The organism is Larkinella humicola (assembly GCF_008727875.1).
In the GTDB taxonomy this organism is placed as follows: domain Bacteria; phylum Bacteroidota; class Bacteroidia; order Cytophagales; family Spirosomataceae; genus Larkinella; species Larkinella humicola.
Map to the genome: position 1 here is coordinate 526,440 of NZ_VTWS01000005.1, position 26,381 is coordinate 552,820.

At 52.9% G+C, this 26,381-nt stretch carries 21 protein-coding genes; 16 read left to right on the forward strand and 5 right to left on the reverse strand.

Annotation, left to right across the window (positions count from 1 at the left end; all coding sequences use genetic code 11):
- Window positions 1-12 precede the first annotated feature (12 nt).
- The 8 genes from F0P93_RS21000 (at window position 13) to F0P93_RS21035 (ending at window position 10,473) form a co-directional block, all read left to right on the forward strand.
- Entirely contained in the window at window positions 13-912 is a 900-nt protein-coding gene (locus F0P93_RS21000) for an FHA domain-containing protein (RefSeq protein WP_150879577.1), read from the forward strand.
- A 47-nt stretch (window positions 913-959) separates the two neighbouring features.
- Window positions 960-1,208 (forward strand): molybdopterin converting factor subunit 1, encoded by a 249-nt coding sequence (moaD, locus tag F0P93_RS21005; RefSeq protein ID WP_150879579.1) that lies wholly within the window; start codon window positions 960-962, stop codon window positions 1,206-1,208.
- 80 nt (window positions 1,209-1,288) lie between these two features.
- Window positions 1,289-1,699, forward strand: coding sequence for a molybdenum cofactor biosynthesis protein MoaE (locus F0P93_RS21010; RefSeq protein WP_150879581.1), 411 nt, complete (start codon window positions 1,289-1,291; stop codon window positions 1,697-1,699).
- Between the two features lie 219 nt (window positions 1,700-1,918).
- The gene (locus F0P93_RS21015; RefSeq protein WP_225309576.1) at window positions 1,919-2,515 is read left to right on the forward strand and encodes an RNA polymerase sigma-70 factor; all 597 of its coding nucleotides are present in this window, start codon (window positions 1,919-1,921) and stop codon (window positions 2,513-2,515) included.
- A 172-nt stretch (window positions 2,516-2,687) separates the two neighbouring features.
- Window positions 2,688-3,725, forward strand: coding sequence for a FecR family protein (locus tag F0P93_RS21020; RefSeq protein ID WP_150879585.1), 1,038 nt, complete (start codon window positions 2,688-2,690; stop codon window positions 3,723-3,725).
- Between the two features lie 114 nt (window positions 3,726-3,839).
- Entirely contained in the window at window positions 3,840-7,091 is a 3,252-nt protein-coding gene (locus tag F0P93_RS21025; RefSeq protein WP_225309577.1) for a TonB-dependent receptor, read from the forward strand.
- A 19-nt stretch (window positions 7,092-7,110) separates the two neighbouring features.
- Window positions 7,111-8,757, forward strand: coding sequence for a RagB/SusD family nutrient uptake outer membrane protein (locus F0P93_RS21030; RefSeq protein WP_150879589.1), 1,647 nt, complete (start codon window positions 7,111-7,113; stop codon window positions 8,755-8,757).
- A gap of 60 nt (window positions 8,758-8,817) precedes the next feature.
- Entirely contained in the window at window positions 8,818-10,473 is a 1,656-nt protein-coding gene (locus F0P93_RS21035; protein ID WP_150879591.1) for a glycoside hydrolase family 28 protein, read from the forward strand.
- Window positions 10,474-10,666: 193 nt separating this feature from the next.
- Here the strand turns inward: F0P93_RS21035 and F0P93_RS21040 are convergent, their stop codons facing one another.
- Window positions 10,667-11,836: an endonuclease/exonuclease/phosphatase family protein gene (locus tag F0P93_RS21040; protein ID WP_150879593.1), complete on the reverse strand. Its 1,170-nt coding sequence runs from the start codon at window positions 11,834-11,836 to the stop codon at window positions 10,667-10,669.
- Window positions 11,837-12,079: 243 nt separating this feature from the next.
- On the opposite strand from F0P93_RS21040, the gene rimP reads away from it, so the two are divergent.
- From rimP to F0P93_RS21070, 6 genes are all read left to right on the forward strand, one after another.
- On the forward strand, window positions 12,080-12,559 hold the full coding sequence (gene rimP / locus F0P93_RS21045) for a ribosome maturation factor RimP (RefSeq protein ID WP_150879595.1): 480 nt from the start codon (window positions 12,080-12,082) through the stop codon (window positions 12,557-12,559).
- A gap of 103 nt (window positions 12,560-12,662) precedes the next feature.
- Window positions 12,663-13,907 (forward strand): transcription termination factor NusA, encoded by a 1,245-nt coding sequence (gene nusA / locus F0P93_RS21050; RefSeq protein WP_150879597.1) that lies wholly within the window; start codon window positions 12,663-12,665, stop codon window positions 13,905-13,907.
- Between the two features lie 103 nt (window positions 13,908-14,010).
- On the forward strand, window positions 14,011-17,448 hold the full coding sequence (infB, locus tag F0P93_RS21055) for a translation initiation factor IF-2 (protein ID WP_150879599.1): 3,438 nt from the start codon (window positions 14,011-14,013) through the stop codon (window positions 17,446-17,448).
- Between the two features lie 74 nt (window positions 17,449-17,522).
- Window positions 17,523-18,260, forward strand: coding sequence for a metallophosphoesterase (locus F0P93_RS21060; protein ID WP_150879601.1), 738 nt, complete (start codon window positions 17,523-17,525; stop codon window positions 18,258-18,260).
- 115 nt (window positions 18,261-18,375) lie between these two features.
- Window positions 18,376-20,451: a BatA domain-containing protein gene (locus F0P93_RS21065; RefSeq protein ID WP_150879603.1), complete on the forward strand. Its 2,076-nt coding sequence runs from the start codon at window positions 18,376-18,378 to the stop codon at window positions 20,449-20,451.
- Window positions 20,452-20,487: 36 nt separating this feature from the next.
- Window positions 20,488-21,087 carry a Uma2 family endonuclease gene (locus F0P93_RS21070; RefSeq protein WP_150879604.1) on the forward strand — a complete coding sequence of 200 codons (600 nt, stop codon included), beginning with the start codon at window positions 20,488-20,490 and terminating at the stop codon, window positions 21,085-21,087.
- A gap of 3 nt (window positions 21,088-21,090) precedes the next feature.
- Here F0P93_RS21070 and F0P93_RS21075 read toward each other — a convergent pair whose 3' ends face one another.
- Entirely contained in the window at window positions 21,091-21,585 is a 495-nt protein-coding gene (locus tag F0P93_RS21075; RefSeq protein ID WP_150879606.1) for a dihydrofolate reductase, read from the reverse strand.
- Window positions 21,586-21,588: 3 nt separating this feature from the next.
- On the reverse strand, window positions 21,589-22,515 hold the full coding sequence (gene fmt / locus F0P93_RS21080; RefSeq protein WP_255472306.1) for a methionyl-tRNA formyltransferase: 927 nt from the start codon (window positions 22,513-22,515) through the stop codon (window positions 21,589-21,591).
- Window positions 22,516-22,812: 297 nt separating this feature from the next.
- Between fmt and greA the strand changes: the two genes are divergently transcribed.
- Both greA and F0P93_RS21090 read left to right on the forward strand, forming a co-directional pair.
- Complete coding sequence (gene greA, locus F0P93_RS21085; protein WP_150879610.1) at window positions 22,813-23,286, forward strand: transcription elongation factor GreA; 474 nt, start codon at window positions 22,813-22,815, stop codon at window positions 23,284-23,286.
- 96 nt (window positions 23,287-23,382) lie between these two features.
- Window positions 23,383-23,772: an HIT family protein gene (locus tag F0P93_RS21090; protein WP_150879612.1), complete on the forward strand. Its 390-nt coding sequence runs from the start codon at window positions 23,383-23,385 to the stop codon at window positions 23,770-23,772.
- A 1-nt stretch (window position 23,773) separates the two neighbouring features.
- Here the strand turns inward: F0P93_RS21090 and F0P93_RS21095 are convergent, their stop codons facing one another.
- Entirely contained in the window at window positions 23,774-24,772 is a 999-nt protein-coding gene (locus tag F0P93_RS21095; RefSeq protein WP_150879614.1) for an NAD(P)H-dependent glycerol-3-phosphate dehydrogenase, read from the reverse strand.
- Window positions 24,773-24,958: 186 nt separating this feature from the next.
- The gene (locus F0P93_RS21100) at window positions 24,959-26,377 is read right to left on the reverse strand and encodes an efflux RND transporter periplasmic adaptor subunit (protein ID WP_150879616.1); all 1,419 of its coding nucleotides are present in this window, start codon (window positions 26,375-26,377) and stop codon (window positions 24,959-24,961) included.
- Window positions 26,378-26,381 lie beyond the last annotated feature (4 nt).

Sequence of the window (26,381 nt, forward strand, 5' to 3'; positions counted from 1 at the left end):
CCACCCTTTTTTATGAGCATCCTGGACACGGTAAAGAAACTATTCGGATTTACACCGGCGGAACCGCCAGCCACTGCGGAACGTCCGGCGGAGGTGGTCAGGCGCGTCGAACCGGCCCCTGTTTTGCCCAAACCGGCTCCGTCCGGACCTCCCCCGGCTGCTCCGCGACGGGATCAGCTCATCCGGTTTGTGGTCAACAAACTGCGGGCTTATCAGAACGAGCCGGAAACCGCTCCCGTGGGACTCAAGCTTGTGATTTTTTGTGCAAGCCCGGAGGAAGAAGAACTCTACCGCGTGGTTTTATGGACCAATCAGCCGGGGAAGTTCCAGCGCGAATTAAACCGCCTGCTGGCCGACAATTACATTGTTTTGCCCAAAAACTGGCGATTCGACTATGCACTTTTTGCGGATGAATGGCCCACTACGACCTACCGGGAAGGTAACCTGGGTTTGCTGGTCGAGGATCAGTCAAAACCCGACACCACCCCGCTGCTGGCCCGGATTGTGGCGCTGGTGGGGCAAACGGAGCAGGCAGAGTATCTCCTCGATTCGTCCCAGAAAGGCACGTTCTGCATCGGACGCGGGCATACCGCCCAAACCAACTCGGGCCGGGTGCGAACCAATGACATCGTGATTCTCAACGACGACGATGCCGGTTTTGACCCGGACCAAGGTGCCGGAAATGGGGCGGTTAGCCGGGCGCATGCCACGATCCGCTATGATTCCGGGCAGAAACAATATTCCCTGCTGGTCGATCCGGGGGGGCTGCCCGCCAGCGGCAACAAGACGAAAATCATGCACCCCGACAATACCATCGAGCGGGCCGATATTGCCGGGATGGGCTACCCGCTTCAGCATGGCGATCAGATCGAACTGGGGGGCGAGGTGGTTCTGCTGTTCGAACTTCGGTAAGCGGTTTCGCCATTTCCAAACCCGCGTTCTGTTTTGTATCTTTGAGCATGAGCAATCGAATTTCTGTTCAGCTTTTTGGCATCACCCGCGAGATTGTCGGCTCTTCGGCCCTCACGCTCGACTTGCCGCAACCCGGTCAGGTGGGCGAATTACTGAACAATCTGAAAGAACACTATCCCGCGCTGAATGGCCTCCGGTCTTTGCTGGTGGCCGTCAACGGCGAATACGCTGAAGCGGATCAACCGATCCATCCCAACGATGAAATCGCCCTCATCCCGCCCGTAAGCGGAGGCTGAAAATAGAATGATGGGTTATGAACGATGAATGGGCTAGTGCCATCGTTCATAACCCATCGTTCATAATCCATCATTTTCTTATGGTTTCGATTACGACTGATCCCATCGATATGAATGCGGCTTACCGATACGTTTCGACGGATTCGGCCGGGGCCATTACGTTTTTCTTCGGAACGGTGCGCGACAGCACCAACGAGCGCGCGGTCGAGCGGCTGGAATACGAAGCGTATGACCGCATGGCGCTAACCAAAATGCAGGAGATTGCCGCCGAAGCCTGCCGACGCTGGGACGTCCGGAAGTACACGATCATTCACCGCAAAGGTAATCTGGCCATTGGTGACATCGCGGTTTTGATTGCCGTGGCCACGCCCCACCGGGCCGACGCGTTCGATGCCTGCCGCTACCTCATCGACACCCTCAAACAACAGGTGCCCATCTGGAAAAAGGAAATTTTTGAAGACGGACAGGTTTGGGTCGATGCCCACCCCTAGCTTTTGAAAACACCCTGTCTACGATTTTTCCCATTCATCCCCTAAAAATTCCTCTTTGGCAACGTTCCCGGCAACGATTGCGTAAAAAAAGTCAATCCATTACTTGTTCGTTGCCATTTTTCTGCCAAATTTTAATCTACTCTCAGCCTACCTTCTACGCTGAACGGGCCGATGTAATCCTGGGTGATAAACCGACCTATTTAGTGGGCATTTTTGACAATGCGCACGGCTTTTACCATGACGTATCAATCACTGTCCGACGAAATGCTGCTTCTCTATCTTCGGTCGGGCGATCCGGAGGCTTTTCGGGAGATTTATGGGCGCTACTGGAAGAAACTGTATGCCATAACCCGGCGCAAAATTCAATCGCTGGATGCGGTTGAAGAAGTGGTGCAGAATATCTTTCTGCGCCTGTGGGAGCATCACGACACCCTCCGCGTACAGTGCCTGGAAGCCTATTTGGTTACAGCCGCCCGGTATGAAACCATTAATTACTTCAAGTCGAAACTGGTTCAGGAGAAATATGCGCTCCACGCCCAACTCCAGTTCAACGAAGCGACGTATACCACCGACGAAGAACTGGACTTGAAGGACCTGATGAATGCCGTTGAGCAGCAATTGACGGATCTTCCCGAAAAAACCCGGCAGATCTTCCGGCTAAACCGTCTGCAGCACCAATCCGTAAAAGAAATCTCCTCCCAACTCAACATTCCGGAGCGAACCGTCGAGTATCACCTCAGCCAGGCCATCAAAGTGCTGCGGGTTCACCTGAGCGATTACCTGCTGGTGGGCCTGTTCCTATTTCCCCTTCTTTAATTCTGCATTCCCTAAAAACCGCTTCCGTTTAAACCGTTCTTTGATATAATAGTATCAAGAATAATTTGTGTTTACTTCTATATTTATTAGACTTTTCAAAGAATAAATGAAATCCATTGCGGTTCAGTGCCCGGTTTCTTGGCTTAGGCAGTAGAAACCACCACGACGGGCTATGAGCCGAAAAGAATTTGGGCAGCTCCTGCAGAAATACCTGCGGGGCGAATGTACACCGGAAGAGAAAACCTTTGTTGAACACTGGTACGGCTTGCTGGAAACCGACCCGGGCGAAGCTGGCCAGGAGGTTGATTTGTCCACCGTAGAAGGCCGGCTCTGGAACCAGATCCAGCGGAAGATGGACGCGAAGGAATCCGCCGTTTCGGGCCGGGTTGTGCCTCTGCAAAGCGCCCGGTATCGCTGGATCGGTATTGCGGCTTCCCTCCTGCTGGCGGGCATCTGGCTTTTCGCACAGTGGCAGCCTGACCGGTTTTCAGCGTTCAATCCGCTCAAAACCGACACCCGCCCGGACTGGACGGAACAGACCAATTCGTCCGCAAAACCGCTGCTCGTCCGGCTGGAAGATGGCAGCACGGTTCAACTGGCGGCTCACAGCACGCTGCGTTTTCCTAAACACTTTGCCTCCCAAAACCGAACCGTCTACCTGACGGGGGATGCTTTTTTTGCCATTCAAAAGATGCCCTCCCGGCCTTTCTATGTCCATACCGGCACGGTTGTGACGAAGGTTCTGGGAACAAGCTTTTTCATCCGAACCCAGCCCGCCACCCAACAAGTTCGGGTTGAGGTCGTTACGGGGCGGGTGGCGGTGTATGACCAGCCGAAGGAAAATCAGCCAGCCACCCGGGAAGTGGTGCTTACGCCCAACCAAACCGCTACGTATTATACAGATCAACAGAAGTTTGTAACGGGTCTCGTCGCCACACCCCGGCTTATTGAACCGGCCGTGGATGAAAAAAAACAATCCCGTTTTCTGTTCGACGATGCGCCCGTTTCGGAAGTCGTCGCGCAACTGGAAAAGTCGTATGGCATTGCGATCGAAGTTGAAAATCCCGGCTTGAAGGACTGTCCGCTCACCGCGGATTTGACGAATCAACCGCTGGAGACGCAGTTGGCGATCATCTGTGCGGCACTGAAAGCCACTTATGAAATTCAGGGTACCACGATTGTACTCGATGGGAAGGGGTGCAGTCAATAACCGCCCCTGATGCGTGTCATTTTTATTTTCTAACTCCTTAACTCCATGAAACCAATGCCGCCAATGCGTGCAGGCTACTCACCAGGCCGCTATGCCTCCCTGTTTCTGCGTCTTATGAATGTATCCCTTATCCAGCTCGTGTTCATGACTGCGTTTGCGGGCTTCTCGCTCGCTCACGATGGTCAGGCTCAGGAGGTACTGAACCGTTCCGTCACCTTGAAGATTGAAGGTCAGCGGCTGCGGGCCGTGCTCGCGCAGATTGAGCAGCAAACAGCCGCCCGGTTTGTCTACAGTTCAAAGTCGATCAACGTCAACCAGCCGGTAACGATTACCGTGACCGATAAACGCCTGGGAGAAACGCTCCAGGAGCTGCTCAAACCGCTGAAACTGACCTACCGGATCGTTGGCGGACAGATCGTGCTGGATACGGAACCGGAGTCAGAAAGCCAGGTGCCGGATGCGGCTCCGAACGCGTTGGAGCGCCCCATAACGGGTTCGGTAACCGACGAAAAAAAGGCCGGACTGCCGGGCGTCACCGTCGTTCTGAAAGGAACAAACCGGGGGACATCGACGGACGGAAACGGGAAGTTCACGCTCAACGTCCCGGACGGGGGTGGCGCGGTGCTGACGTTCTCGTTTGTGGGCTACCAGAGTCAGGATGTGACTGTGGGGACTCAAACGACCTTTGCCATTTCCATGACGCCCGATGTTAGTGCCCTGGACGAAGTGGTGGTCATTGGCTACGGTGCCGTTCGGAAACGGGATCTGACGGGCTCCGTGGTTCAGCTCAAAGGCGATCAACTGAAAGAAGTGCCGACGGCGAATGTTCTGGAAGCGGCTCAGGGCAAAATTGCCGGGGCCGACATTACCCGGAGCAGTGGACAGGCCGGTGCGCGGGTGAACATTACGATTCGCGGAAACCGCTCCATTGGGGGCAACAACTCCCCGCTGATCATTGTCGACGGAATTCAGTACAACAACCTGGAGGATATCAATTCCAATGACATTGAATCGATGGACATCCTGAAAGATGCGTCGTCTACTGCTATCTACGGATCACGGGGTTCCAATGGGGTTATTTTGATCACCACCAAAAAAGGGAAAACCGGAAAACCGGATATTTCTTTCAATGCTTACTCCGGGGTTTCGCAGGTCACCATGTATCCCAAGGCGATGGATATCAACGAATTTCGGGATTTTAAGCGGGAAGCCTGGCGGGCCGCGGGTGTCTGGAAAAGCCCGGCCGATGACCCCTCTATTTTCACCAACGTAGCGGAATACAAGGCTTTGCAGGACGGCGTCTGGACGGATTACCAGGATGAGTTGATTCACAATGGCCTGCAACAGGATTATCAGCTTGGCGTTCGGGCCGGAACCGACCGGCTGAAATCGTATGTTTCCATCGACTATTTCAACGAAAAGGGGATTCTGAAACTGGATGAACTGAAACGGTATACGGGCCGGCTCAATGTTGATTTTACGATCAACGACTGGATGAAAATCGGGTTGCAAAGCCAGCTTACGTATTACAACCAGAGTGTGCGGAGAGACCCGCTGAACCAGGCCAATAAAATAAGTCCCCTCGGATCGCTCTACGACGCGAATGGCAATTTTAACTACATCATGCTGGATGGGCAAACGGCGAATCCCCTTTCTGATGAGCAACCCAATGTGTTTAACAACACGGTTTTAACAACCCGCGTATTGACAAACGGTTACGTTGAGTTAACCCCAATTAAGGGCCTGATGATCCGGAGTACGCTGGGGGTGAACCTGTCGTCGCTGCGGGATGGGGAATATTCATCCCCGCGATCCATCACCCGGTCGCTCACAGGGAAGTCGCTGGCGACGTATAACACCAGCAATGGCCGAAGCATCAATTGGGAAAACGTCGTCACGTATCAGCGGAGCTTTGGTCAGCACGGCCTGACGCTGACGGGGATTGCCAGTTACCTGAATAATTCCTCGGACAATGCGTCGGCTTCGGGCGTTAACCAGTTGTTACCGTCGCAGTTGTTCTATTCGCTGGGCAGCGCCACCGAGGAAATCAAGATCAATTCGGCCTATTCCAAAAACAGCCTGGTATCCTATGCCGGTCGGCTCAATTATGCCTTCCGGGACCGGTATTTGTTGACGGTAACCGCCCGGCAGGACGGTTCGTCGAAACTGGCGGTAGGTAACAAATGGACCTTCTTCCCGTCGGCCGCCTTTGCTTGGCGGGTGATCGACGAGAATTTCATGCAGGGTATCAAGGGGTTGAGTGATCTGAAACTCCGGGCCAGCTACGGCATTGCGGGCAATGACCCCTCGGGACCGTATGCGACCCAGACGACGCTAACCCGGATCGCCTTTGGCTACGATGATGTGGTGGCTCCGGCGTATACGTTTTCCCGCAACGTGGGAAATGCGGAGTTGGGCTGGGAACTGTCGTACACGAAGAATTTGGGGGTTGATTTTGGGTTGTTCAATGGCCGGGTCAATACCTCCGTCGACTATTACGACACCCGCACCAAAGACTTGCTGTTAGACCGGGGTTTGCCGCCTACCACCGGCGTAACGACCGTTAAACAAAACATTGGCCGAACGCGAAACCGGGGCCTTGAAATCGCACTGGCCAGTACCAACATCCGAACCCCCAACCTGAGCTGGACCAGCAATGTGACCTTCACCCGCAACAAGGAGGAAATTACGGATCTGGTTACGGGCGGAAACGACATCGGAAATGGCTGGTTCATCGGCTCGCCCATCAGTGTCCATTACGATTACGAGAAACTGGGTATCTGGCAAACGTCCGAAGCCGATCAGGCGGCCAAGCTGTTGCCCATCCAGTTGCCCGGCGAAATCAAGGTGAAAGATCAGAACGGCGATGGGAAGATCGATGCGGTTAACGACCGGGTCATTCTGGGAACACCGCGCCCCAAATGGAGTGGCGGTTTTGATAATACGGTCAAATTCAAAGGGTTCGATCTCAACTTTTTCCTGTATGCCCGGCTGGGGCAGATGATCAACTCCGACCGTTCGGCCCGTTTCGACCAGCAGGGCGTAGGCAACAGCACGGCGGGGCTGGACTACTGGACGCCCGAAAACCCGACGAACGACTATCCGCGTCCCAATAAAAACGGCGGTCTGAAATACCTGTCGACGCTGGCGTATCAGGACGGTTCCTACGCCCGGATTCGGAACATTACCCTGGCCTACAACGTGCCGGCGAACGTACTGCCCAAAGCCATTCGCGGGGTTCGGGTCTATGTAACGGGGAAAAACCTCGTCACTTTCACCAAACTCAATTACGATCCGGAGCGGGGCGGGGGAGAAAGTTTCCCGATGACCAAACTTTACGTAGTTGGCCTGAACGTCAATCTCTAACCCAAACCCGCTAGCCATCATGAAGTCATTTGTTTTTAAAACGGGGGTATTGACACTGTCGCTGCTGACCCTCGTATCGTGTAAGGATGTCCTGGAAGAATATAACCCGAGCGGACTGACAGCCGAAACCGTGTATTCAACCCCCGAAGGTTTTGAAACCCTGGTCAACGCGGCCTATTCGTACCAACGCTGGTGGTATGGCAAGGAAGAAGCACACAACATCGTGGAAACCGGTACCGACATCTGGACCAGTGGAGCCGGGGAAACCGATCGGGGGCTTACCCAATACCAGAATCTGCAGGGCAGTAATGCCTACCTCACCACCGAATGGCGGGAGTTTTATGCCGCCATCAATCTCTGCAACGCGGGGATAAACCGCATCGACAAAGCCGGACTTTCGGCCACGCTCCGGCCCATTCGCGAAGGTGAACTCCGGTTTTTGCGCGCTTTTTATTACTGGCACGTCGTCGAAACCTGGGGTGGCGTTCACTTCACGACGCAGGAAACCAACGGCATTATCTCGACGGCCAACCGGACGCCCGTAGAAACGTTTTATAACCAGATTTTTGAGGATCTGAAAGCAGCCGTCGCTGCCTTGCCCATCACCCAACCGCAATACGGTAAAGTGACTAAAGGGGCGGCTCAGGCGTTTCTGGCCCGGATGTATCTGACGCGGGGCATGAACAAGGAGGCCCTGGAAATGGCGCAGGCGGTGCTGACGGGCAACTACGGTTACAAACTGGAAGCCAATTACGCCGACCTCTGGAAGATGAGTAACCTGAAAACCAAAGAAGCCATTTACGTGGTGGACTATTCAGCCAATCTGGCCCTCAACGATCTGGTTAACACGACTTTCAATCCGTATGGACACGGGCGCGGCAGCAACAGTACGCACCTGCTGTATATCATGAAGTATGATGACCGACCCGGTATGACCCGCGACATTCTGAACGGGCGTCCCTTCAACCGCTACATGCCAACCCGCTTTTTGCTGGACCTGTACAGTGAAAACGATGCCCGGTATGAAGGCTCCTTCAATGAGGTCTGGTATGCCAATTCGGCCTCCCGGCCCGCGGGCATGAGCTTGGGCGACACGGCGGTGTATTGTACCCGGAAAGAAATCCCGGATGCGTTCGAGACAACCCGCAAATACCAGAACTACGACCGCAGCAAGGTTTATAATGCCAACGGAACGGTGAAAGATAACCTGCGCTACCCCAGCCTGTCTAAGTTCATGGACCCCACCCGCGCCAGTTTGAACGAAGCCCAAAGCGCCCGCGATGTGTTTGTGATTCGGCTGGCGGAGGTGTATTTGATTGCCGCCGAAGCCCAGATGAAGCTCGGCAATTTGCAGGCGGCTGCGGACTACATCAACGTGCTGCGCACCCGGGCGGCCAAACCCGGAAAAACCGCTGCGATGCAGATCATTCCATCGCAGGTTACGATCGATTTCATTCTGGATGAGCGCGCCCGCGAGCTGGCCGGGGAGCAAATTCGCTGGTTCGACCTCAAGCGGACCGGGAAGCTGCTGGAACGCATCCGGGCGTATGCGCCCGATAATGCGGTCAATCTCCAGGATTTTCACGTTCTTCGGCCCATTCCGCAAACGCAGTTGGATGCGGTAACCAATAAAACCGAGTTTACCCAAAACCCGGGATATCAGTAGAGGCTAAAAACCGTTCACGCGTAAACAGTCGGCCTGGTTATGCAGCCGTTATCAATAAAAATGATTCGACCTTCTTTTTTTGCCGGTCTTGTGCTGTTGGCCCTGGCTGGCCCGTCCACATCGGCACAGGTTGCCCCGCTGTATAGCTGGAGCAACCTGCCCAAAATTGCGCAGCCAGCGTTTCAAAAAGACACGATCTCTATTCTCGCCCACGGCGCAAAACCGGACGGCGTCACCCTGAATACCGGGGCCATCAACGCGGCCATCCGGACCTGTAGCCAGAAAGGCGGGGGCGTTGTGCTGGTTCCGGCCGGCTTGTGGATGACCGGGCCGATTGAACTGAAAAGTAATGTCAATCTGCACCTTAAAAAATCGGCGACGCTCCTTTTCACCACCGACAAAAGCCAGTATGCGCTGGCAGAAGGAGTCTACGAAGGCAAACGGGCGGCCCGTAACCAATCGCCCCTATCGGGAACGAACCTGGAGAATGTAGCCATTACCGGACAGGGAATTCTGGATGGAAATGGCGATGTATGGCGGGCCGTCCATAAAAGCCAGCTCACGGAAAGCCAGTGGAAGGAAAAAATAGCTTCGGGCGGGGTGCTGAAAGACGATGGCAAAACCTGGTATCCCAGTGAGCAGTTCAAGAAGGTCAGTACCGAAAACCGCAGCATGCTGCTGACGCCGGAAAAACCGCTTTCGAGTTTTGCGGACATGAAAGATTTCCTGCGACCGAACCTGATCGTCCTGACGGGTTGCCAAAAAGTATTGCTGGAAGGGGTTACGTTCCAGAATTCGGCGGCCTGGTGTCTGCATCCCCTGATGTGTCAGGATCTTACGATCCGGAATGTGACCGTCAAGAATCCGGAATATGCCCACAACGGGGACGGCATGGATATCGAATCCTGCAAAAACTTTTTGATCGAAGGCTGTACGCTCGACGTAGGGGATGATGCCATTTGCATTAAATCGGGCAAAGACGAAGAAGGGCGCAAACGCGGTATGCCGACTGAAAATGGCATTATCCGAAATAATACCGTCTACAATGGTCACGGCGGATTTGTTGTCGGCAGCGAAATGAGTGGCGGAGCCCGCTACATTTTCGTGTCGAACTGCACCTTTATGGGGACGGATAAAGGCCTGCGGTTCAAGTCCGTACGTGGTCGGGGCGGGATAGTCGAGCACATTTACGCTAAGGACATTTTCATGAAAGACATCGCGCAGGAAGCGATTTTCTTCGATCTGTATTATTTCGTCAAGTTTGCCACGGATGGACAACGGGATGAGCGCCCGGTTGTAAACGAAGGCACGCCCGTTTTCCGGGATATGCATTTTGAGAATATCGTCTGCAATGGGGCAGAAAAGGGCATTTTCATTCGCGGGCTGCCCGAAATGGCCGTTAAAAATATCAACATGGAAAACCTGGTGCTGGTGGCCGAAAAAGGCGTTGAACTCATCGATGCCAGCGGCATCAACCTGAACAACGTAAAATTGGTTACCAAAGAGACAAAACCGGTGATTTATGTTGAAAACAGCAGCCAGCTAACCTTCAACGCCATTCAGTATCCGACCAAAACCGGTTTGCTTTTCAAGATTGACGGGGGGCGCAGCCAGGCGATCCGGGTCACGAACACCGATACCACCACCGCCGAAACGAAAGCGGAATTCACCCACGGAGCGGAAGAAAAACAGTTCACCCTGGCAGCGAAGAAATAGAGCTGTTTTGGATTTGATTCCTCTTCAGATTAGAAGTAACAAGAGGAATGATAAATATCAAATGATGAATATTAAATGTAAAAGTATCCAGGCACTCTTCACTTTTACATTTAATATTTATCATTCTTTTCCAATGAAATCATAGACAGCTCCATGAAGAAATACCCGACTCGATGAATCGTCTGATTAAACGCTAGAAATCAAACTCCACGTGAGTGCGGGGCGTCCGGTCTTTGCTGATTTCGCGCGGTTTGATGGCGTATTGGGCCATAATGGGGTAATGGTCGGAGAATTTGACGTCGCGGTAGGTGATGTAGTTGAGCGGTTCCAGAAACCGGGCGTTGTAAAACTGGTTGTCGATGCGGAGAAAACCGGGGGCTTTGTTGTAACTAAAACCAAATCCGCGCCCCGCATCTTCAAAGGCATTTCGCAGCAGCCGACGCAGCTTTCCGTACGTATAACTGTAGGGCGTGTCGTTGAAATCACCACAGATGATAATAGGGTGCGGGCTGTTTCGGTAGTACTCTTCGAGCCGTACAATTTGATTTCGACGCAGGGTCAGGCCCTGCCGAAGCTGCCGCAGAACCGTCCGCGTGTTGCTTTTGACCCGGTTGGTCTCCGTTTGATCCAGCATCCCACCCACCCGAATGCCCATCGACTGCATGTGGACACTGATGATCCGGACGGTATCGGCTCCCACCTTGACATCCGCCCAAACCAGTCCGTTGAAATTATCGAAAACCTCATCACCCCGCTTTACGATGGGGTAACGCGAAAAAACCGCCACGCCGAAGAACTTCCCCGGTCCTTCCCGTTCCGGCGGATGCAGCACGGCATAATACGGATACCCGGCTTTTTCCAGCCGCCGGATGGTTTTGAAGACGACCGAACTGTTGTCGTTGTAAAATTCCTGGAAACACTTCACATCCGACGGTTCTTTCAGGACCCATTCAATCATGTTGTTGGCATCATCGGGACGCTGGGTATCCACAATGTCGTATTTATTGAATCCCATCGCGTTGTAGCTCATAACCTGCAGCGTCGGACGTTTCTCACTGTTGCTGCCCGGTTGGCTATACGTCAGGGTGCGTCGCCAGAACGGAATGCCAATCAGCATCGTGAGCACGGGAAGCACCGCCCGCCAGGGGCGAACCAACACCCAGAAGAGGATAAAAAACAGGTTGCAGGCCCAGACGACGGGCAACGAAATCATTAGAATACTGGCGGTCCAGTGTCCAATCGGCACTTCGTAGAGCAGGTAATAAACCAGGAGCGTATACAGAAACAACAACAGGTTCAGCGACCAGAGCAGCGACGAAAAAAACGAAGAAACCAGTACGCCAAGCCTAAGCGAAAATTTCATACGAACGAATCAGATGGGTGCGGGTCACGCAGACCGCCTTTTTTCAGTAACGACAGATGTAGGGCGTAGGAGTACAAAGTTACGAACGTTTGTTCGGAAAATAGCCCGTTTAATCAGCCGTAAAAATTGTTACAGGCAGTTCGGCAATTTGATTGGGAAACAATTCATAAAATACTTATCTTTGCACCACTTATCAGCATTTGTGCATGGCAGGGAGTTTTTGACTCCCTTTTTTGTTAATTTATGGATGTAAAGGCGAAAGTCAACGAACTGTTACAGCCGTATCTGAACGAAGATCAGTATTTTGTCGTTGGTATTCAGGTATCCCCTTCCCGTACTCGTGCTAAAATAACCGTCTTGCTGGATAGCGATACCGGGATCACTATTGAAGAATGTGCGGGAATCAGCCGTCAGTTGGGCAACCAACTGGAAGAACTGGAAATATTTGACGGACAGGCTTTTACCTTGGAAGTATCATCACCGGGTGTCGATGAACCCTTGGTGTTGAGACGGCAGTATCTGAAAAACGTAGGTCGTGAAGTGGAAGTGTTGCTGAACGACGGTCAGATTCGGAAAGGGAAACTGGAGAGCATCGGGGAAGACCATCTTGTGATGACCGAAATACCGCTTAAAAAACCGAAGAAAAACGATCCTCCGATCGAACCGACGGCCATCCCGTTTACCGAAATAAAGAAGAGCACAATACAAGTTTCATTTAAATAAAGGAAGGTCGGTTTCTAAGTCGCGTTTTCAGTTCGTAGTTTCTGTTTATTCTGACTGGAAACCTATAACTGGATCCCTACACTGAAAACTGAGAACTGAAATTATGGATAGCGGAGTACTCATTGAGTCGTTTGCAGAGTTTGCACGGTCGAAAAATATCGACCGCCCGACCATGATCAAAATTCTGGAAGATGTATTCCGGACGATGATTCGCAAAAAATACGGCACTGACGAAAACTTTGACGTTATCATCAACGCCGAGAGCGGTGACCTCGAAATGTGGCGCACCCGCGAGATTGTGGATGACAATTCGGAAGACATCTGGGATTATGACAAAATACCGCTGGCAGAAGCCCGCAAGATTCAGTCCGACTTTGAAGTGGGTGAGGAGGTAGCCGAAGAAGTGAAGCTGGAAGATTTTGGCCGCCGGGTTGTGCAAACTGCCCGCCAAACGCTGATTCAGAAGATCAAAGATCTGGAAAAAGAGATTCTTTACGATAAATACAAAAACCAGGTTGGTGATTTACTGAACGCAGAAGTCTACCAATTGCTTAAAAATGAAGTAATTTTGCTCGACAATGAAGGCAACGAAATCAGCCTTCCCAAAAGCGAGCAGATTCCGAAAGATCGGTATCGGAAAGGGGAAACCACCAAGGCCGTCGTCCACCGGGTTGAAATGATCAATGGCACGCCCAAGATCGTTTTATCCCGGACGTCACCGGTTTTTCTGGAGCGCCTGTTTGAGAACGAAATTCCGGAGATTTACGACGGGTTGATCTCCATTCGCCGGATCGTTCGCGAACCGGGTGAGCGGGCCAAAGTCGCCGTAGAATCGTACGACGACCGGATTGATCCGGTGGGGGCATGCGTCGGGATGAAAGGATCGCGGATTCACAGCATTGTTCGGGAACTGGGGAACGAGAATATTGACGTTATCAACTACACCGACAACTTTGAGCTGCTGATCAGCCGGGCGTTGAGTCCGGCCAAAATCAGTACGATGACCGTCGACCGCGAAGCCAAACGCGTATCGGTTTTCCTGAAACCCGATCAGGTTTCGCTGGCCATCGGAAAAGGTGGTCAGAATATCAAACTGGCCGGTCGGCTGGTGGGTATGGAGATCGATGTATTCCGGGATGTTGAAGGGCAGGAAGACGATGAGGACGTTGATTTGTCAGAATTCAACGACGAAATCGACAACTGGATGATCGAGGAACTGCGCCGGGTTGGGTTAGACACCGCCAAGAGCGTGCTGGCCCGTTCAAAAGAAGAACTTGTCCGGATGACCGATCTGGAAGAAGATACAGTTGAAGAGATTCTGGCGATTTTACGCCAGGAATTTGAGTAAAATGATGAACGATTGAGGATGAACGATGAATTAAGTCGATCCATTCATCGTTCATCATGCATAGTGTATCATTAAAATGCTTTTTTCATTCTAAACCATTTGTATGGCAGAAGATAAATCCATGCGCCTTAGCCAAGTGGCAAAAATACTCGGAGTAGGTTCGTCTACTGTGGTGAGTCGTCTTTCTGCCAAAGGGATTAAGGTTGATAGTAACCCTAACGGCAAGATTTCTACGGATCAAGTGGAAATCTTGGCGAAAGAATTCGGTAATACTGAACTGTTGAATGGTGGAGCTGTTCGCAAACCAGCTTCAGAGACTTTTGTGCCCGAACCCAAGCGTCGGGAAGATGATGATTTGCCGCAATATTTCCGCAGCGAACCCGCCCGGCCTTCCCAGTCGGTGCCACCTCAGCCTGTTGCCAACCCGGTCGTTCCTGCGCCCGCACCTGTCCCAGTACAGGAAGCGCCGGTCCCCCCGAAACCGCAGCCGGTTACCCAACCAGAACCCGTTGTAGCAGAAAAGGCACCCGAGCCAAGCCAGCCCAAGCCCGAACCGGCCCCGGCACCCGTGGCTACGCCCCAGCCTGCTCCTGTTGAAGCCCGTCAGCAGCCCGCACCGGTGGAACCTAAGGAAACTCCTCCTGCGCCGACACCAGCACCTGCCCCTAGACCGGAAGCAGTAGCTCCTGTACCCGTTATAGAGAATAAACCGGAACCCATTCAGCCTGTGGCACCAACACCGGTTGAGCCCCCACGCCCAATCGAAACACCTCAGGTTGAAACCCGTCCGCAAGTGACTTCACCGGAAATTAAAGAACCCGATCAGCCGGAAATTTCCAGTCCCCGCTTGCCGGGATTGACGGTTTTGGGTAAAATCGACCTGGAGAGGAAACCCTCTCCTCAGCCTTCGCAACGAGCTAACGACCCGAATGCGCGGCAGCAACAACCCAACCGGAACGACCAACGGAATACGGGTTCCCGGCCGGATGGCCAGCGGCCCGGTCAACAACCGAACCGGAATGATCAACGGAATATGGGCGCCCGACCGGATGGTCAGCGCCCGGATCGTCCCGGCGACCAAAACCGGGCCGGTATTCCAGGCCAGGGACAGGGTGGCAATCGCCCGCCGGATCGTGACCGGAACCGTCCGCAGGACAACCGGGGCCAACAGCCTCCGCGTCCCGTCGAGCCACGGCCCGTTACGCCCCGGATGGAAGAAACACCGGTTCAGCCTGAACCCGCTGCTGATCTGCCAGTCGATGAGCCCATCGAAACCATCCGCGCCCGGGGTGAACAACTGCGTGGTCTGACGGTTTTGGGAACCATCGAACTGCCTTCTGAACGCTCGAAGAAACAAAATGGCCCGGTTGCGTCAACCGACGAACGGGATAAAAAACGCAAACGCAAACGCCTGCGCCGTGACCCGGTCGGTGGTGCCCCGGCAACCGGCGGTGCAACCCAACCGCAAGGTCAGGGTGGCGCCCCGCGCACTCGTGATGCGAACGCACCCACCAACCGCAATCAACCACCGGGGCAGGCTAACAAGCCAGCTACGGGAACGGCTGCGGGTGCCGGAGCAGCCAACAAAGGGAAAGCCGGAGCCCGTGGAGGTACGCGTGACCGCCGGGAGGAGCCAACCCAACGCGAAGTAAAAGATTCGATCAAGGCAACGCAGGCCCGGATGACCGGTAACAAACCGAATCGGGGTGCTGACCGTCGCCGGGATCGTCGCCAGGAACGCGCCGAACGCGAACGCGAACGGATCGACCAGGAAAATGAAGAAGCAAAAATCCTGAAAGTAACCGAATTCGTATCGGCCAATGACCTTGCGTCGCTGATGGATGTGTCGGTCAACGAAGTGATTGCCACCTGTATGAGCCTGGGGATGTTTGTATCCATCAACCAGCGTCTCGATGCCGAAGCGATTACGGTTATTGCCGATGAGTTCGATTACGAAGTGCAGTTTGTATCAGCCGAGGAAGAGATCGAATCGGGTCTGGTCGATGAACCGGATAACGAAGAAGATCTGGTACACCGCGCGCCGATCGTAACCATCATGGGGCACGTCGATCACGGGAAAACCTCGCTGCTTGACTACATCCGCCGGACGCGCGTTGCGGCCGGAGAAGCCGGGGGGATTACGCAGCACATTGGTGCCTACAGCGTAAAAACCACGGACGACCGCATGATTACGTTCCTCGATACGCCGGGTCACGAAGCCTTTACGGCCATGCGGGCACGGGGTGCGCAGGTAACTGACATTGTTATCATCGTTATTGCTGCGGACGACAGCGTCATGCCGCAAACCCGCGAGGCTATCAACCACGCGCAGGTCGCCGGGGTGCCGATTGTCTTTGCCTTCAGCAAGGTCGATAAAGTGGGTGCCAATACCGAAAAAGTACGGGAAGAACTGTCGCAGATGAACATGCTCGTTGAAGAATGGGGTGGTAAATATCAGACACAGGAAATCTCGTCAAAATCCGGTTTGGGTATTTCGGAACTGTTGGAGAAGGTGTTGCTCGAAGCCGAATTGCTCGATCTGAAAGCCAATCCGACCAAAAAAGCAACCGGTACCGTCATTGAAGCCGAGCTGGACAAAGGCCGGGGCTATGTGACCACGATGCTGGTGCAAACCGGTACGCTCCGACAGGGCGACATCGTGCTGGTGGGTGCGCACTTTGGCCGCATTCGCGCCATGACCGACGATATCGGTCAGCGCCTGAAAGAAGCCGGTCCCTCGACGCCGGTGCAAATCCTGGGTCTGCCGGGTGCTCCGCAGTCCGGTGATAAGTTCAACGTGATGGAAACGGAGCGAGAAGCCCGCGAAATTGCCAACAAACGGGAGCAGTTGCTGCGTGAGCAAAATCTGAGGACCCGCAAGCACATTACGCTGGAAGAAATCGGTCGCCGGAAAGCCATTGGTAACTTCAAGGAACTGAACGTGATTGTGAAAGGTGACGTGGACGGTTCGGTAGAAGCCCTCTCCGATTCGCTGTTGCAGCTTTCGACGGAAGAAGTACAGGTCAACATCATCCACAAAGCCGTGGGTCAGATTTCCGAATCGGATATTCTGCTGGCGTCGGCGTCGGATGCGATCATTGTGGGCTTTCAGGTACGGCCTTCGGTCAGTGCCCGTCGTTTGGCCGAACAGGAGCAGATCGAAATTCGCCTGTACTCCATCATCTACGATGCGATTGGCGAAATCCGGGATGCCATGGAAGGCATGCTGGCGCCAACCACCGAAGAGGTCATTATTGGCAACATCGAAGTGCGCGATGTGTTCAAGATCAGCCGCGTTGGAACGGTAGCCGGTTGTATGGTGACAGAAGGAACCATCAAACGGAACAACAAAGTCCGCGTGGTCCGCGACTTCATCGTGGTTCATACCGGCGAAATCAGTGCCCTGAAACGGTACAAAGAAGACGTCAACGAAGTACGGTTTGGCTACGAGTGCGGCTTGAGTATCAAAAATTTCAACGATATTCTGGTTGGCGACATCATCGAAAGCTTCGAACTGAAAGAAGTGAAGCGGACGTTGTAAACCATTCCGGTAACACGATAAAAAAGCCTTTCCTGCGATTTGCAGGAAAGGCTTTTTCGATATATTGGAGTTCCATGAAAATTATTACGATCTCTGACCTCCACGGACGGAATAACTGGCTTCAAATTGATGTCGATTGCTACGACAAGGTGATCTTTTTGGGTGACTATACCGATAGTTATGATCTAAGCGATGAGCTTATTTTGGAAAATCTCCAACAAATCGTTCAGCTTAAACAACTTTACCCCGATAAAGTGGTGTTGCTGATTGGCAACCACGATGCCCAGTACCTGCATTTCCCGCATTACCGCTGCTCCGGCTTCCGGCCGTCGATGCAACCCGCACTAAGCGCCTTGTTTACGGAACACAAATCATCGTTTCAAATTGCATACCAGGTCGATTCGTATCTGTTCACCCACGCGGGCGTGACCAATCTTTGGCTGGCTCATGTCCCCAAAGGCGGTGCAGGCGCAAAACTGGAACTAAATTTGCAGGCCCTGGGTCAATTGGCCGATGCCATCAACAAAATGCACCAGGACCGGATGATGCGAACATCGCTGTTTGACGTCAGTTCCCTGCGGGGCGGTTTTGACGAAGCCGGTGGGCCATTGTGGGCTGATCAACGCGAAACATCGACGGATTACCTGCCGGGTTTGCATCAAATTGTGGGCCATACGCCCGTTCCGGAATTTACCACCATTGGCGACGAAACCGGGTCGATTACGTACACCGACGTTTTGCAGACGCAGGAAGCGTTTTACACCGTTGATTTCGACGATATAAACCAGGCGTTTGTCGATTTATCCGGGTAAATCCGTTCAATTCGTGTTATCCGCGTGCTATTCTTGTTAAATTCGTAACGGTCAGAACAACATTGGTTTATTTGGCCGTTATAAAAGAAAATAATCGCTACAACGACCCGTTTGAATGAGTTTTCTATATCCTTCGTTTCTCTTTGGGCTCCTGGCGGTCTCAGTCCCTGTCGCCATCCATCTGTTTAATTTTCGCCGGACGCGCCGGGTGTTTTTTACCAACGTCGCCCTGCTCAAAACCGTCCAGACCGAAACCAAGTCGTTCCGGCGGTTGAAACATTACCTGATTCTGCTGTTCCGGTCGCTGTTCGTGATCTGTCTCGTGCTGGCTTTTGCTCAACCGTTTCTGCCCAGCAAAAGCAAGCTGGGTCTGTCGCGGAAGGGTCTGACGAGTCTGTACCTCGACAATTCGTACAGTATGCAGAATGAGTTAAACGAGAAACGGTATCTGGATATCGCGACCAGCAAACTGGATCAACTGCTGGGTTTGTTTCGCAACGCCACCTCGCTGCAACTCGTCACCAATGATTTCAGCAGCCAGGAACAAACCGTCGGAACCGCCGACGCCCTGCGCGACCGCGTCACCACCGTCCGGTTTGCCCACACGCCCCGCACGTTGCCCGATGTCTACCGCCGGCAGTTGAACCTCCTTGCCTCACACAATCCGACCGGCCCCAATCAGTTGTTCTGGTTTTCCGACTTTCAGAAAAGCACCACCGGCGATTTATCCCGCCTGAAAATAGACACCACCAACCGGCTTTTTCTCGTTCCGCTGGAAACCCAGCCGACCAAAAACGTTTTTGTCGACTCCGTTTGGCTCAGTACGCCGTTCATTCGGGAACTGCAAAACAACACGCTCAACGTCCGCGTCCGGAACAGTGGCGATGAGTCGGTTCGCAATTTGCCCATCAAACTTTTCATCGACCAGACGCAGGTTTCCACGGCTTCCGTCACGCTGCCGGGCAAAGGAGCCGCTACGGCCACGCTCAATTTTAACGTGACCCAGAAAGGGTTCCGCCGGGGGCGCATCACCTTCGAAGATTACCCGATTACGTTCGATAACGAGTATTACTTTGTCATTCAGGCATCGCCCTCGATTCGGGTTCTGCACCTGTTCGACCAAAAATCGGAAGCCAATTACGTCGAGAATGTTTATGGCAACGACAGCCTGTTTGTTCGCCGGAGTTTCAATGCGCAAAACGTGGACGTGGGCCAGTTGAAAACCGCCGACCTGGTGGTTCTGGAGGGCGTCAATCAGGTGAATGGAACGCTGCGGAGCGAACTCGAACGGTTTGTGCGGCAGGGCGGCAGTCTGGTGATCATTCCGCCAACAACGCCGGATGCAGCCACCTGGTCGCCGTTTTTTGCCGGTTTAGGCGTTGGCGGTTTGCAAACGCAGGCTCCTCCCCTGCCACCCCAGCAGCCGCTTTCGGCTCCGAATCGTCAGAACCCGTTTTTCCGCGACATTTTTGAACAGACCAATCAACAGGGCATTGAAAACCTGCCGAATGCGGTTCCGGTCTGGCAATGGCGCGTGGTGGGTGAGCGGCTCCTGACACTACGCAACGGCACCCCGTACCTGACGCAATCCCGAACGGGCGGCTCCACAGCCGGACAGGTTTACATTTTCGCCAGCCCGTTGAATACCGAATACGGGAATGTCGCCCAACATGCTCTTTTTGTGCCGATTATGTACAAAATTGCCGCCCAGAGCGTTCGGCCACAACGCACGGCGTATTCGTTCGATGACAATACCATTGAAGTCCCCGTTAGCAATGCGTCGCCCAATGCGGTGTATAAATTGATGCGGGATAAACTGGAGATCATTCCCGTACAGCGCGTCAACGGGCAACAACTGCTGATGGAACTCCCGAAAAGCAACCAGTTGAACGACGGACAGCAACTGGCCTCCGGCTATTATGAACTGCAATTGAATGGCAAAACCGAGAAGCTGCTGGCTTTTAACCACGGCAACCGGGAGTCGCAGATGGAGTTTTACAAACCCGACGAACTCCGGCGAATTTTTGCCAACCAGCCTAACGTGGCGGTTTTCGACAGCATTCAGGACGATGATTTTGTGGAGGAGCTCCGGCAACAAAATCTGGGCACCAATCTCTGGAAATATTTCGTCATTGCCGCCCTGGCGTTTCTGCTGGCCGAGGTGGCCGTGATCCGGTTTATGAAAGGATAGTCGGAAATCGTATTTTCGTATTCAACTCATCAGGCTATGAATATGCTACTCACCAACGGGTTTTCTGTACTGAAGATGCCCCGGGGTTTTCGTCCCATGACAGACGATGAGTTTTTCTACTACTGTCAGGAAAATCCAGATCATAAATTTGAGCGCGCTGCCGACGGAACAATCATTGTAACGGGACAAACGGGCGGAGAAACCGGAAAACGCAACAGCGAACTGAATGCCGATTTAGCAATTTGGAACCGGAGTACTAAACTCGGTTTTGTGTTCGATTCATCAACGGGGTTTATACTGCCAAATAGCGCCGTCCGTTCGCCGGATGCGGCCTGGGTTACGGCTGAACGCTGGAATGCCTTGTCATCCGACGAACGTAAAAAATTCCCGCCCCTCTGCCCCGAATTCCTCGTTGAATTCATGAGCGAATCAGACGTCCTGCGAATGGCAGAAGACAAAATGCGTGAATACATCGACAACGGTTGCCGCCTGGCCTGGCTCATTGACCCAAAAACCGAAACCGTCCGAATCTACCGGTTTGACGGTTCGGTGCAGGTTATCCAGGGCTTCGACAACACCCTTTCTGGCAAGAACATACTGCCGGATTTTACGTTCAATCTCAGTCTGTTACGCTAAGAATTACGGTTTTCGCTCCCAAACCACAAAATCAAACGCCACGGCGTGCCGCTCATCGGTGGCATGATGCCGACGGCTGATTTCCTGCCAGTGGCTTTTGTCAAAATCCGGAAAGGTGGCATCGCCTTCAAAAGAGGCTTTCACTTCAGTCAGATACAGCCGGTCGGCCGAGTCAATTGCCTGCCGGTAAATTTCGGCACCCCCAATCACAAAGGCTTCATCGATACCGGTTTTTCGGGCTTCATCCATTGCTTTTTCCAACGAATCGACCACCACAACACCGTCGGGCCGGTAGTCCGGATTGCGGGTAATCACGACATTAAGCCGATTCAGCAGCGGTTTGCCGAGGGATTCGAACGTCTTTCGGCCCATCAGGATCGGGTGATGAGACGTCGTTTGTTTGAAGTATCGAAAGTCATCGGGCAAACGCCAGACCAGGTCATTATCCTGACCAATAACGCCGTTTTCTGCCACGGCTGCAATTAAACTGATTAGCATACGTTAAATTTTATTCCCCCGAAAATATTCCTCCACAGCCATTTTCCGTTTTCCCTCGGCCTGCAATTGGTCCACCGACAACCAGCCGTCAGTAGCCTTGATGAGCAGCGTTTTTTTGCCATCGGACCAGGCTTCACCCGGTTCGGCCGGAAGGGGCGAATGATCGGCAAACGAAACCGCATAGATTTTGTACACCTTCCCGTTGATTTTCGTCCAGGCCGTCGGATAGGGCGACATTCCCCGCACAAAATTCCGAACGGCTTCGGCGGGCTGAAACCAGTTGATCTCACAGGTTTCGCGGTGAATTTTCGGAGCGAGTTTCATTTCGCCAATCTGTGGTTGCGGTTTTCGCGGATACGTACCTGCTTCAATTGCCCGAACGGTTTTCAGCACCAGATTGGCTCCTTTTTCCATCAACCGATCGTGGAGCGTTCCGGCGGTGTCATCCGGATGAATGGGTTCGGTTTCCTGAAAAATCATCTGGCCGGTGTCAATTTCTTTTTCGATGAAGAACGTCGTTACACCGGTTTCTTTTTCACCATTGATAACGGCCCAATTGATCGGGGCCGCTCCGCGATACTGCGGCAATAAAGATCCATGCAGATTGAAGGTACCAATCCGGGGCATCGCCCAAACCACTTCCGGCAACATCCGAAAGGCCACGACCACCTGCAAGTCAGCCTGGTAGCGTTGCAATTGTTCCAAAAAAGCCGGATCGCGCAGTTTCTCGGGCTGCAAAACCGGAATACCGGCAACAACGGCGGCCCGCTTCACCGGCGATTCCGTCACTTGTTGCCCCCGCCCTGATGGTCGGTCGGGCGCTGTTACCACGGCCACGACCTGGCAGCCGTCGCCGAGCAGTTTGCTCAGGCTGGCGACCGCAAAATCGGGCGTGCCCATAAATACGATGCGAAAAGAATCACTTCTCAAAACAGTAACGGGTTATTTGCTCGAATTGCTGATTAGGACATTGGGAGAATGCCACGGAATTGTTATTTTTGTCTTCCTGAGTTCCACTATGAGTAGTCGAACAGCTATACATACAATTCCGCAGAAAGGCTCCTGACGCTTCCTACAAAGAAACAAGATTTTGTATGGAGAACGGTCAGCGAACCGTTCTTTTCTTTTTTGTAGCCATTTACCACCAAATAAGCGGCTATAGTGGGAATTGTAGGGTCTTGGGAGCAGCGAAACCAAAGGCAAAGAAATTTATAGAGTAGATGTAACATGGGTAAAATTTCGTATTACACTGAAGAAGGTCTAAACCGGCTGAAAGCTGAACTCAACGACCTGAAAACCAAAGGCCGGAGCGATATGTCCCGCCAGATTGCCGAAGCACGCGACAAAGGAGATTTGAGCGAAAATGCGGAGTACGACGCGGCCAAAGATGCGCAGGGACTGCTGGAGATGAAGATTTCGAAGATGGAAGAAATTGTTTCGAACGCCCGGCTGCTGGATGAATCGTCGATCGATGCTTCGCAGGTATCGGTCCTATCGACGGTTAAAATAAAAAATCGAAAAAACGGCGCAACCATGACCTACACGCTGGTCTCGGAAGAAGAAGCCGATTTGAAATTAGGAAAGATTTCCGTGGGTTCTCCCATCGGCAAGGGGCTGCTGGGCAAAAAAGTGGGCGATACCACTGAAATCAAAGTGCCAGCCGGAACGCTGGAGTTTGAAGTTCTCGAAATCGGACGATAAGTTTCAAAATGAACACTGAATTTCGAATCTGGATCGAATGCGGAGCTACATCGTAATTCGATATTCACCATTCAGTGTTCATTATTCCTTCCCCTCATGGCTTCCATCTTTTCCCGTATTGTCAGTGGCGAAATACCGGCGTATAAAATTGCCGAAACCGACGATTACCTGGCTTTTCTGGACGTGTTCCCAACGGTGAAGGGCCATACGCTGGTCATTCCGAAAAAAGAGGTCGATTACCTCTTTGATCTGGATGAGGATCTGTATCTCGGTCTGATGAAATTTGCCAAACAGATTGCGCCCGCCATTGAGAAAGCTGTTCCCTGCCAGCGGATTGGCGTGGCGGTGGTGGGGCTGGAAGTGCCGCACGCGCACGTCCACCTGATTCCGATCAACAGCATGGCGGACATGAATTTCAACAATAAGCTGAAAGTGAGCCCGGAAGAGTTTACCGAAATAGCCGCCCGCATCCGGAGTTTCCTCTAACTTACTTCAATACGGTTTTTAACGCATTCGTCGCCAGGACCGGCGACGTTTTTTCGTACAAAACCGTGTATACCATTTCCATAATCGGCATCAGAACACCGTAGTGTCGGTTGATTTCGTGAATGCTCTTCACGGCATAATACCCTTCGGCAATCATATTCATTTCCATTTGGGCCGACTGCACGCTGTAGCCCCGCCCAATCAGATGCCCGAACGTCCGGTTGCGGCTGAAAGGCGAATAGGCCGTTACGAGCAGATCGCCCAGGTACGCCGACGCGCTCAGATCGCGTTGCATGGGATACACCCGGTCGACAAACCGCCGGATTTCCTGCATGGCGTTGGAGACCAGAACCGCCTGAAAATTGTCGCCGTAGCCCAACCCATGTGTGATGCCGCAGGCCAGCGCAATGATGTTTTTCATGACGGCGCAATATTCCACGCCATAGATGTCATCGAGCGCCGAGGTCTGGACAAACCGCCCGTTCAAAAACTGCGCTACTTCTGACGCGAATTCCAGGTTCTGCGATGCAATGGTCAGATACGACTGTTTCTCAAGGGCCACTTCCTCCGCGTGACACGGTCCGGCAATGACGGCGACCCGGCCCGACGGCACCCCAAATTCCTGCTCGGCCCAATCGGTAATCAACTGGTTTTTTTCAGGAATCATGCCCTTGATCGCCGAAACGATGCTCTTCCCCGCCAGTTGCTCCGGTTTGACACCTTGCAGGGCGTCGCTGACGAAAGCCGCCGGAACCGCCAGAATAATGTAGTCGCTGGTACTGAGTGCATCTTTGATTTTCGTACACACCCGCACCTTGCGGGGGTTGATTTGAACATCGCTGAGGTAGCTCGGATTGTGGTGAAATTTCCGGATATGCCCGGCATCGCGCTGGCTCCGCAGCCACCAGCGAATGTGGTTGTTTCCTTCCGACAGAATTTTAATGATCGCCGTGGCCCAACTGCCACCGCCCACGACGGTAATCCGAGCGGGTTGATTCATAGGTGTTTATGGTGGACAAGTGAGGTGAGAATAAAGACCAGAGACTTCTACAACCCGTTATGAAGTCTTTTGTCTCAACTCGATTGTCCTTTTTCTTGAAATTTGATTCCGCAAAATACGAAAAACGCCTGCACCTTTAACCGGGCAGGCGTTTTCGCTTTTTCAACCGTATCGTTTAAGCGGAATTTATTCTTCCGGTTTTTCCGTCTTTTTGTCCTTGTTCGGGTCGCGTTTCACCACCGGATCGCCGTCTTTCAGGCGCTTCGAAACCGCAATGAAAGGCCCGAAAATCACTTCATCACCCGCTTTCAGGCCCGATTTGATCTCAATATTTTCAAAATCGCTGATGCCGGTTTTGACTTCCCGCTGAACCACTTTGCCGTTTTGGTGAACAAACACAATCTCTTTGATCTCTTCTTTCTTGGCTGGCGCCTGATTAGCCGGTTTGTTCCCGTTGTTATTATTGTTGTTGTTATCCTCGTTCGGGCTGCGGTTCATGGCTTCCTGGGCGGCTCCCCGCGTGGTAACGGCCGCAATGGGAACAGCCAGCACACCCGGACGGCGATCCGTTATGATTTCAACGGAGGCTGTCATCCCCGGTTTGAGGGGATAGCTGCGTTTGGCCCGCTGTGCCATCAAATCTTTGTACGAACTGTTCAGCACCTTGATTCGGACTTCAAATTCGGTCACGGCATCGGTCGACATGCTCGCTGTAGAGGTACCGGTTCCGGTCAACCCATTAGCGGTATTGGCAATTTCGGTAACAATTCCCTTGAACTTCCGACCCGTGGTCGAATACGAATCGACGTCGATGTCCGTCGTATCACCCAGGCTGACCCGGACAATGTCGTTCTCATTGACGTTGACCCGAACTTCCATGTTGTTAAGGTTGGCAATCCGGAGCATTTCAGTACCGGCCATCTGCGACGTTCCCACGACGCGTTCGCCCAATTCGACATTGAGTTTGGAAACCGTACCGTTCACCGGTGCGTAGATAGTCGTTTTGCGAAGGTTTTCCGTGGCGTCGCGCAAACCGGCTTCGGCGCCGGCGACGTTGAATTCGGCGGCTTTGATGTTCGCCTGAACGGATTCGATGTCCTGTTTGGCAACGTTGTAGTCGGCCTCAATCTGTTCAAAATCAGAGGTCGAAATCACCTTGTCGGCCAGCAGTTTCTTGTTCCGGTCGTAATTGGCTTTCGCCCGAATCAAACGGGCTTCCGATTGCGCAGCCAGGGCCTTGGTTTGTAAATACTGAGCGCGGCTGGAGTTGACGGTAGCACGGGCGCGGGCCAGCAGCGACTCGTAGTTGTCGGGCCGGATTTTGAGCAGCAATTGCCCCTGCTTGATCGAATCCCCTTCGGCGATGTACAGGGCAATAATTTCACCAGAAACATCCGGACTGATTTTGACCTCCACCTCGGGCTGCACCCGTCCTGAAGCACTCACCCGTTCGATGATGTCAACTTTTTTGACGGCGGTAAAATCCACTTCGGCCGGTTTTTCCTTCCCGATCAGACCGGCTTGCTTGGCAGCCACCAGACCACCCACCAACAAAATAACAATACCACCTAATATCCACCAGATGCGGTTCGATTTGCGTTTCATAGAG

Excerpts from the sequence above, each read along its gene's own strand:
- F0P93_RS21095 (WP_150879614.1), bottom strand. The coding sequence starts at position 24,772 with ATGAATCAACCCGCTCGGATTACCGTCGTGGGCGGTGGCAGTTGGGCC.
- F0P93_RS21090 (WP_150879612.1), top strand. The coding sequence starts at position 23,383 with ATGGCTTCCATCTTTTCCCGTATTGTCAGTGGCGAAATACCGGCGTAT.
- F0P93_RS21025 (WP_225309577.1), top strand. The coding sequence starts at position 3,840 with ATGAATGTATCCCTTATCCAGCTCGTGTTCATGACTGCGTTTGCGGGC.
- moaD (WP_150879579.1), top strand. The coding sequence starts at position 960 with ATGAGCAATCGAATTTCTGTTCAGCTTTTTGGCATCACCCGCGAGATT.
- F0P93_RS21035 (WP_150879591.1), top strand. The coding sequence starts at position 8,818 with ATGATTCGACCTTCTTTTTTTGCCGGTCTTGTGCTGTTGGCCCTGGCT.
- F0P93_RS21040 (WP_150879593.1), bottom strand. The coding sequence starts at position 11,836 with ATGAAATTTTCGCTTAGGCTTGGCGTACTGGTTTCTTCGTTTTTTTCG.
- F0P93_RS21010 (WP_150879581.1), top strand. The coding sequence starts at position 1,289 with ATGGTTTCGATTACGACTGATCCCATCGATATGAATGCGGCTTACCGA.
- F0P93_RS21065 (WP_150879603.1), top strand. The coding sequence starts at position 18,376 with ATGAGTTTTCTATATCCTTCGTTTCTCTTTGGGCTCCTGGCGGTCTCA.
- F0P93_RS21060 (WP_150879601.1), top strand. The coding sequence starts at position 17,523 with ATGAAAATTATTACGATCTCTGACCTCCACGGACGGAATAACTGGCTT.
- F0P93_RS21000 (WP_150879577.1), top strand. The coding sequence starts at position 13 with ATGAGCATCCTGGACACGGTAAAGAAACTATTCGGATTTACACCGGCG.
- F0P93_RS21100 (WP_150879616.1), bottom strand. The coding sequence starts at position 26,377 with ATGAAACGCAAATCGAACCGCATCTGGTGGATATTAGGTGGTATTGTT.
- F0P93_RS21070 (WP_150879604.1), top strand. The coding sequence starts at position 20,488 with ATGAATATGCTACTCACCAACGGGTTTTCTGTACTGAAGATGCCCCGG.
- greA (WP_150879610.1), top strand. The coding sequence starts at position 22,813 with ATGGGTAAAATTTCGTATTACACTGAAGAAGGTCTAAACCGGCTGAAA.
- F0P93_RS21030 (WP_150879589.1), top strand. The coding sequence starts at position 7,111 with ATGAAGTCATTTGTTTTTAAAACGGGGGTATTGACACTGTCGCTGCTG.
- rimP (WP_150879595.1), top strand. The coding sequence starts at position 12,080 with ATGGATGTAAAGGCGAAAGTCAACGAACTGTTACAGCCGTATCTGAAC.
- F0P93_RS21015 (WP_225309576.1), top strand. The coding sequence starts at position 1,919 with ATGCGCACGGCTTTTACCATGACGTATCAATCACTGTCCGACGAAATG.
- F0P93_RS21020 (WP_150879585.1), top strand. The coding sequence starts at position 2,688 with ATGAGCCGAAAAGAATTTGGGCAGCTCCTGCAGAAATACCTGCGGGGC.
- nusA (WP_150879597.1), top strand. The coding sequence starts at position 12,663 with ATGGATAGCGGAGTACTCATTGAGTCGTTTGCAGAGTTTGCACGGTCG.
- infB (WP_150879599.1), top strand. The coding sequence starts at position 14,011 with ATGGCAGAAGATAAATCCATGCGCCTTAGCCAAGTGGCAAAAATACTC.
- F0P93_RS21075 (WP_150879606.1), bottom strand. The coding sequence starts at position 21,585 with ATGCTAATCAGTTTAATTGCAGCCGTGGCAGAAAACGGCGTTATTGGT.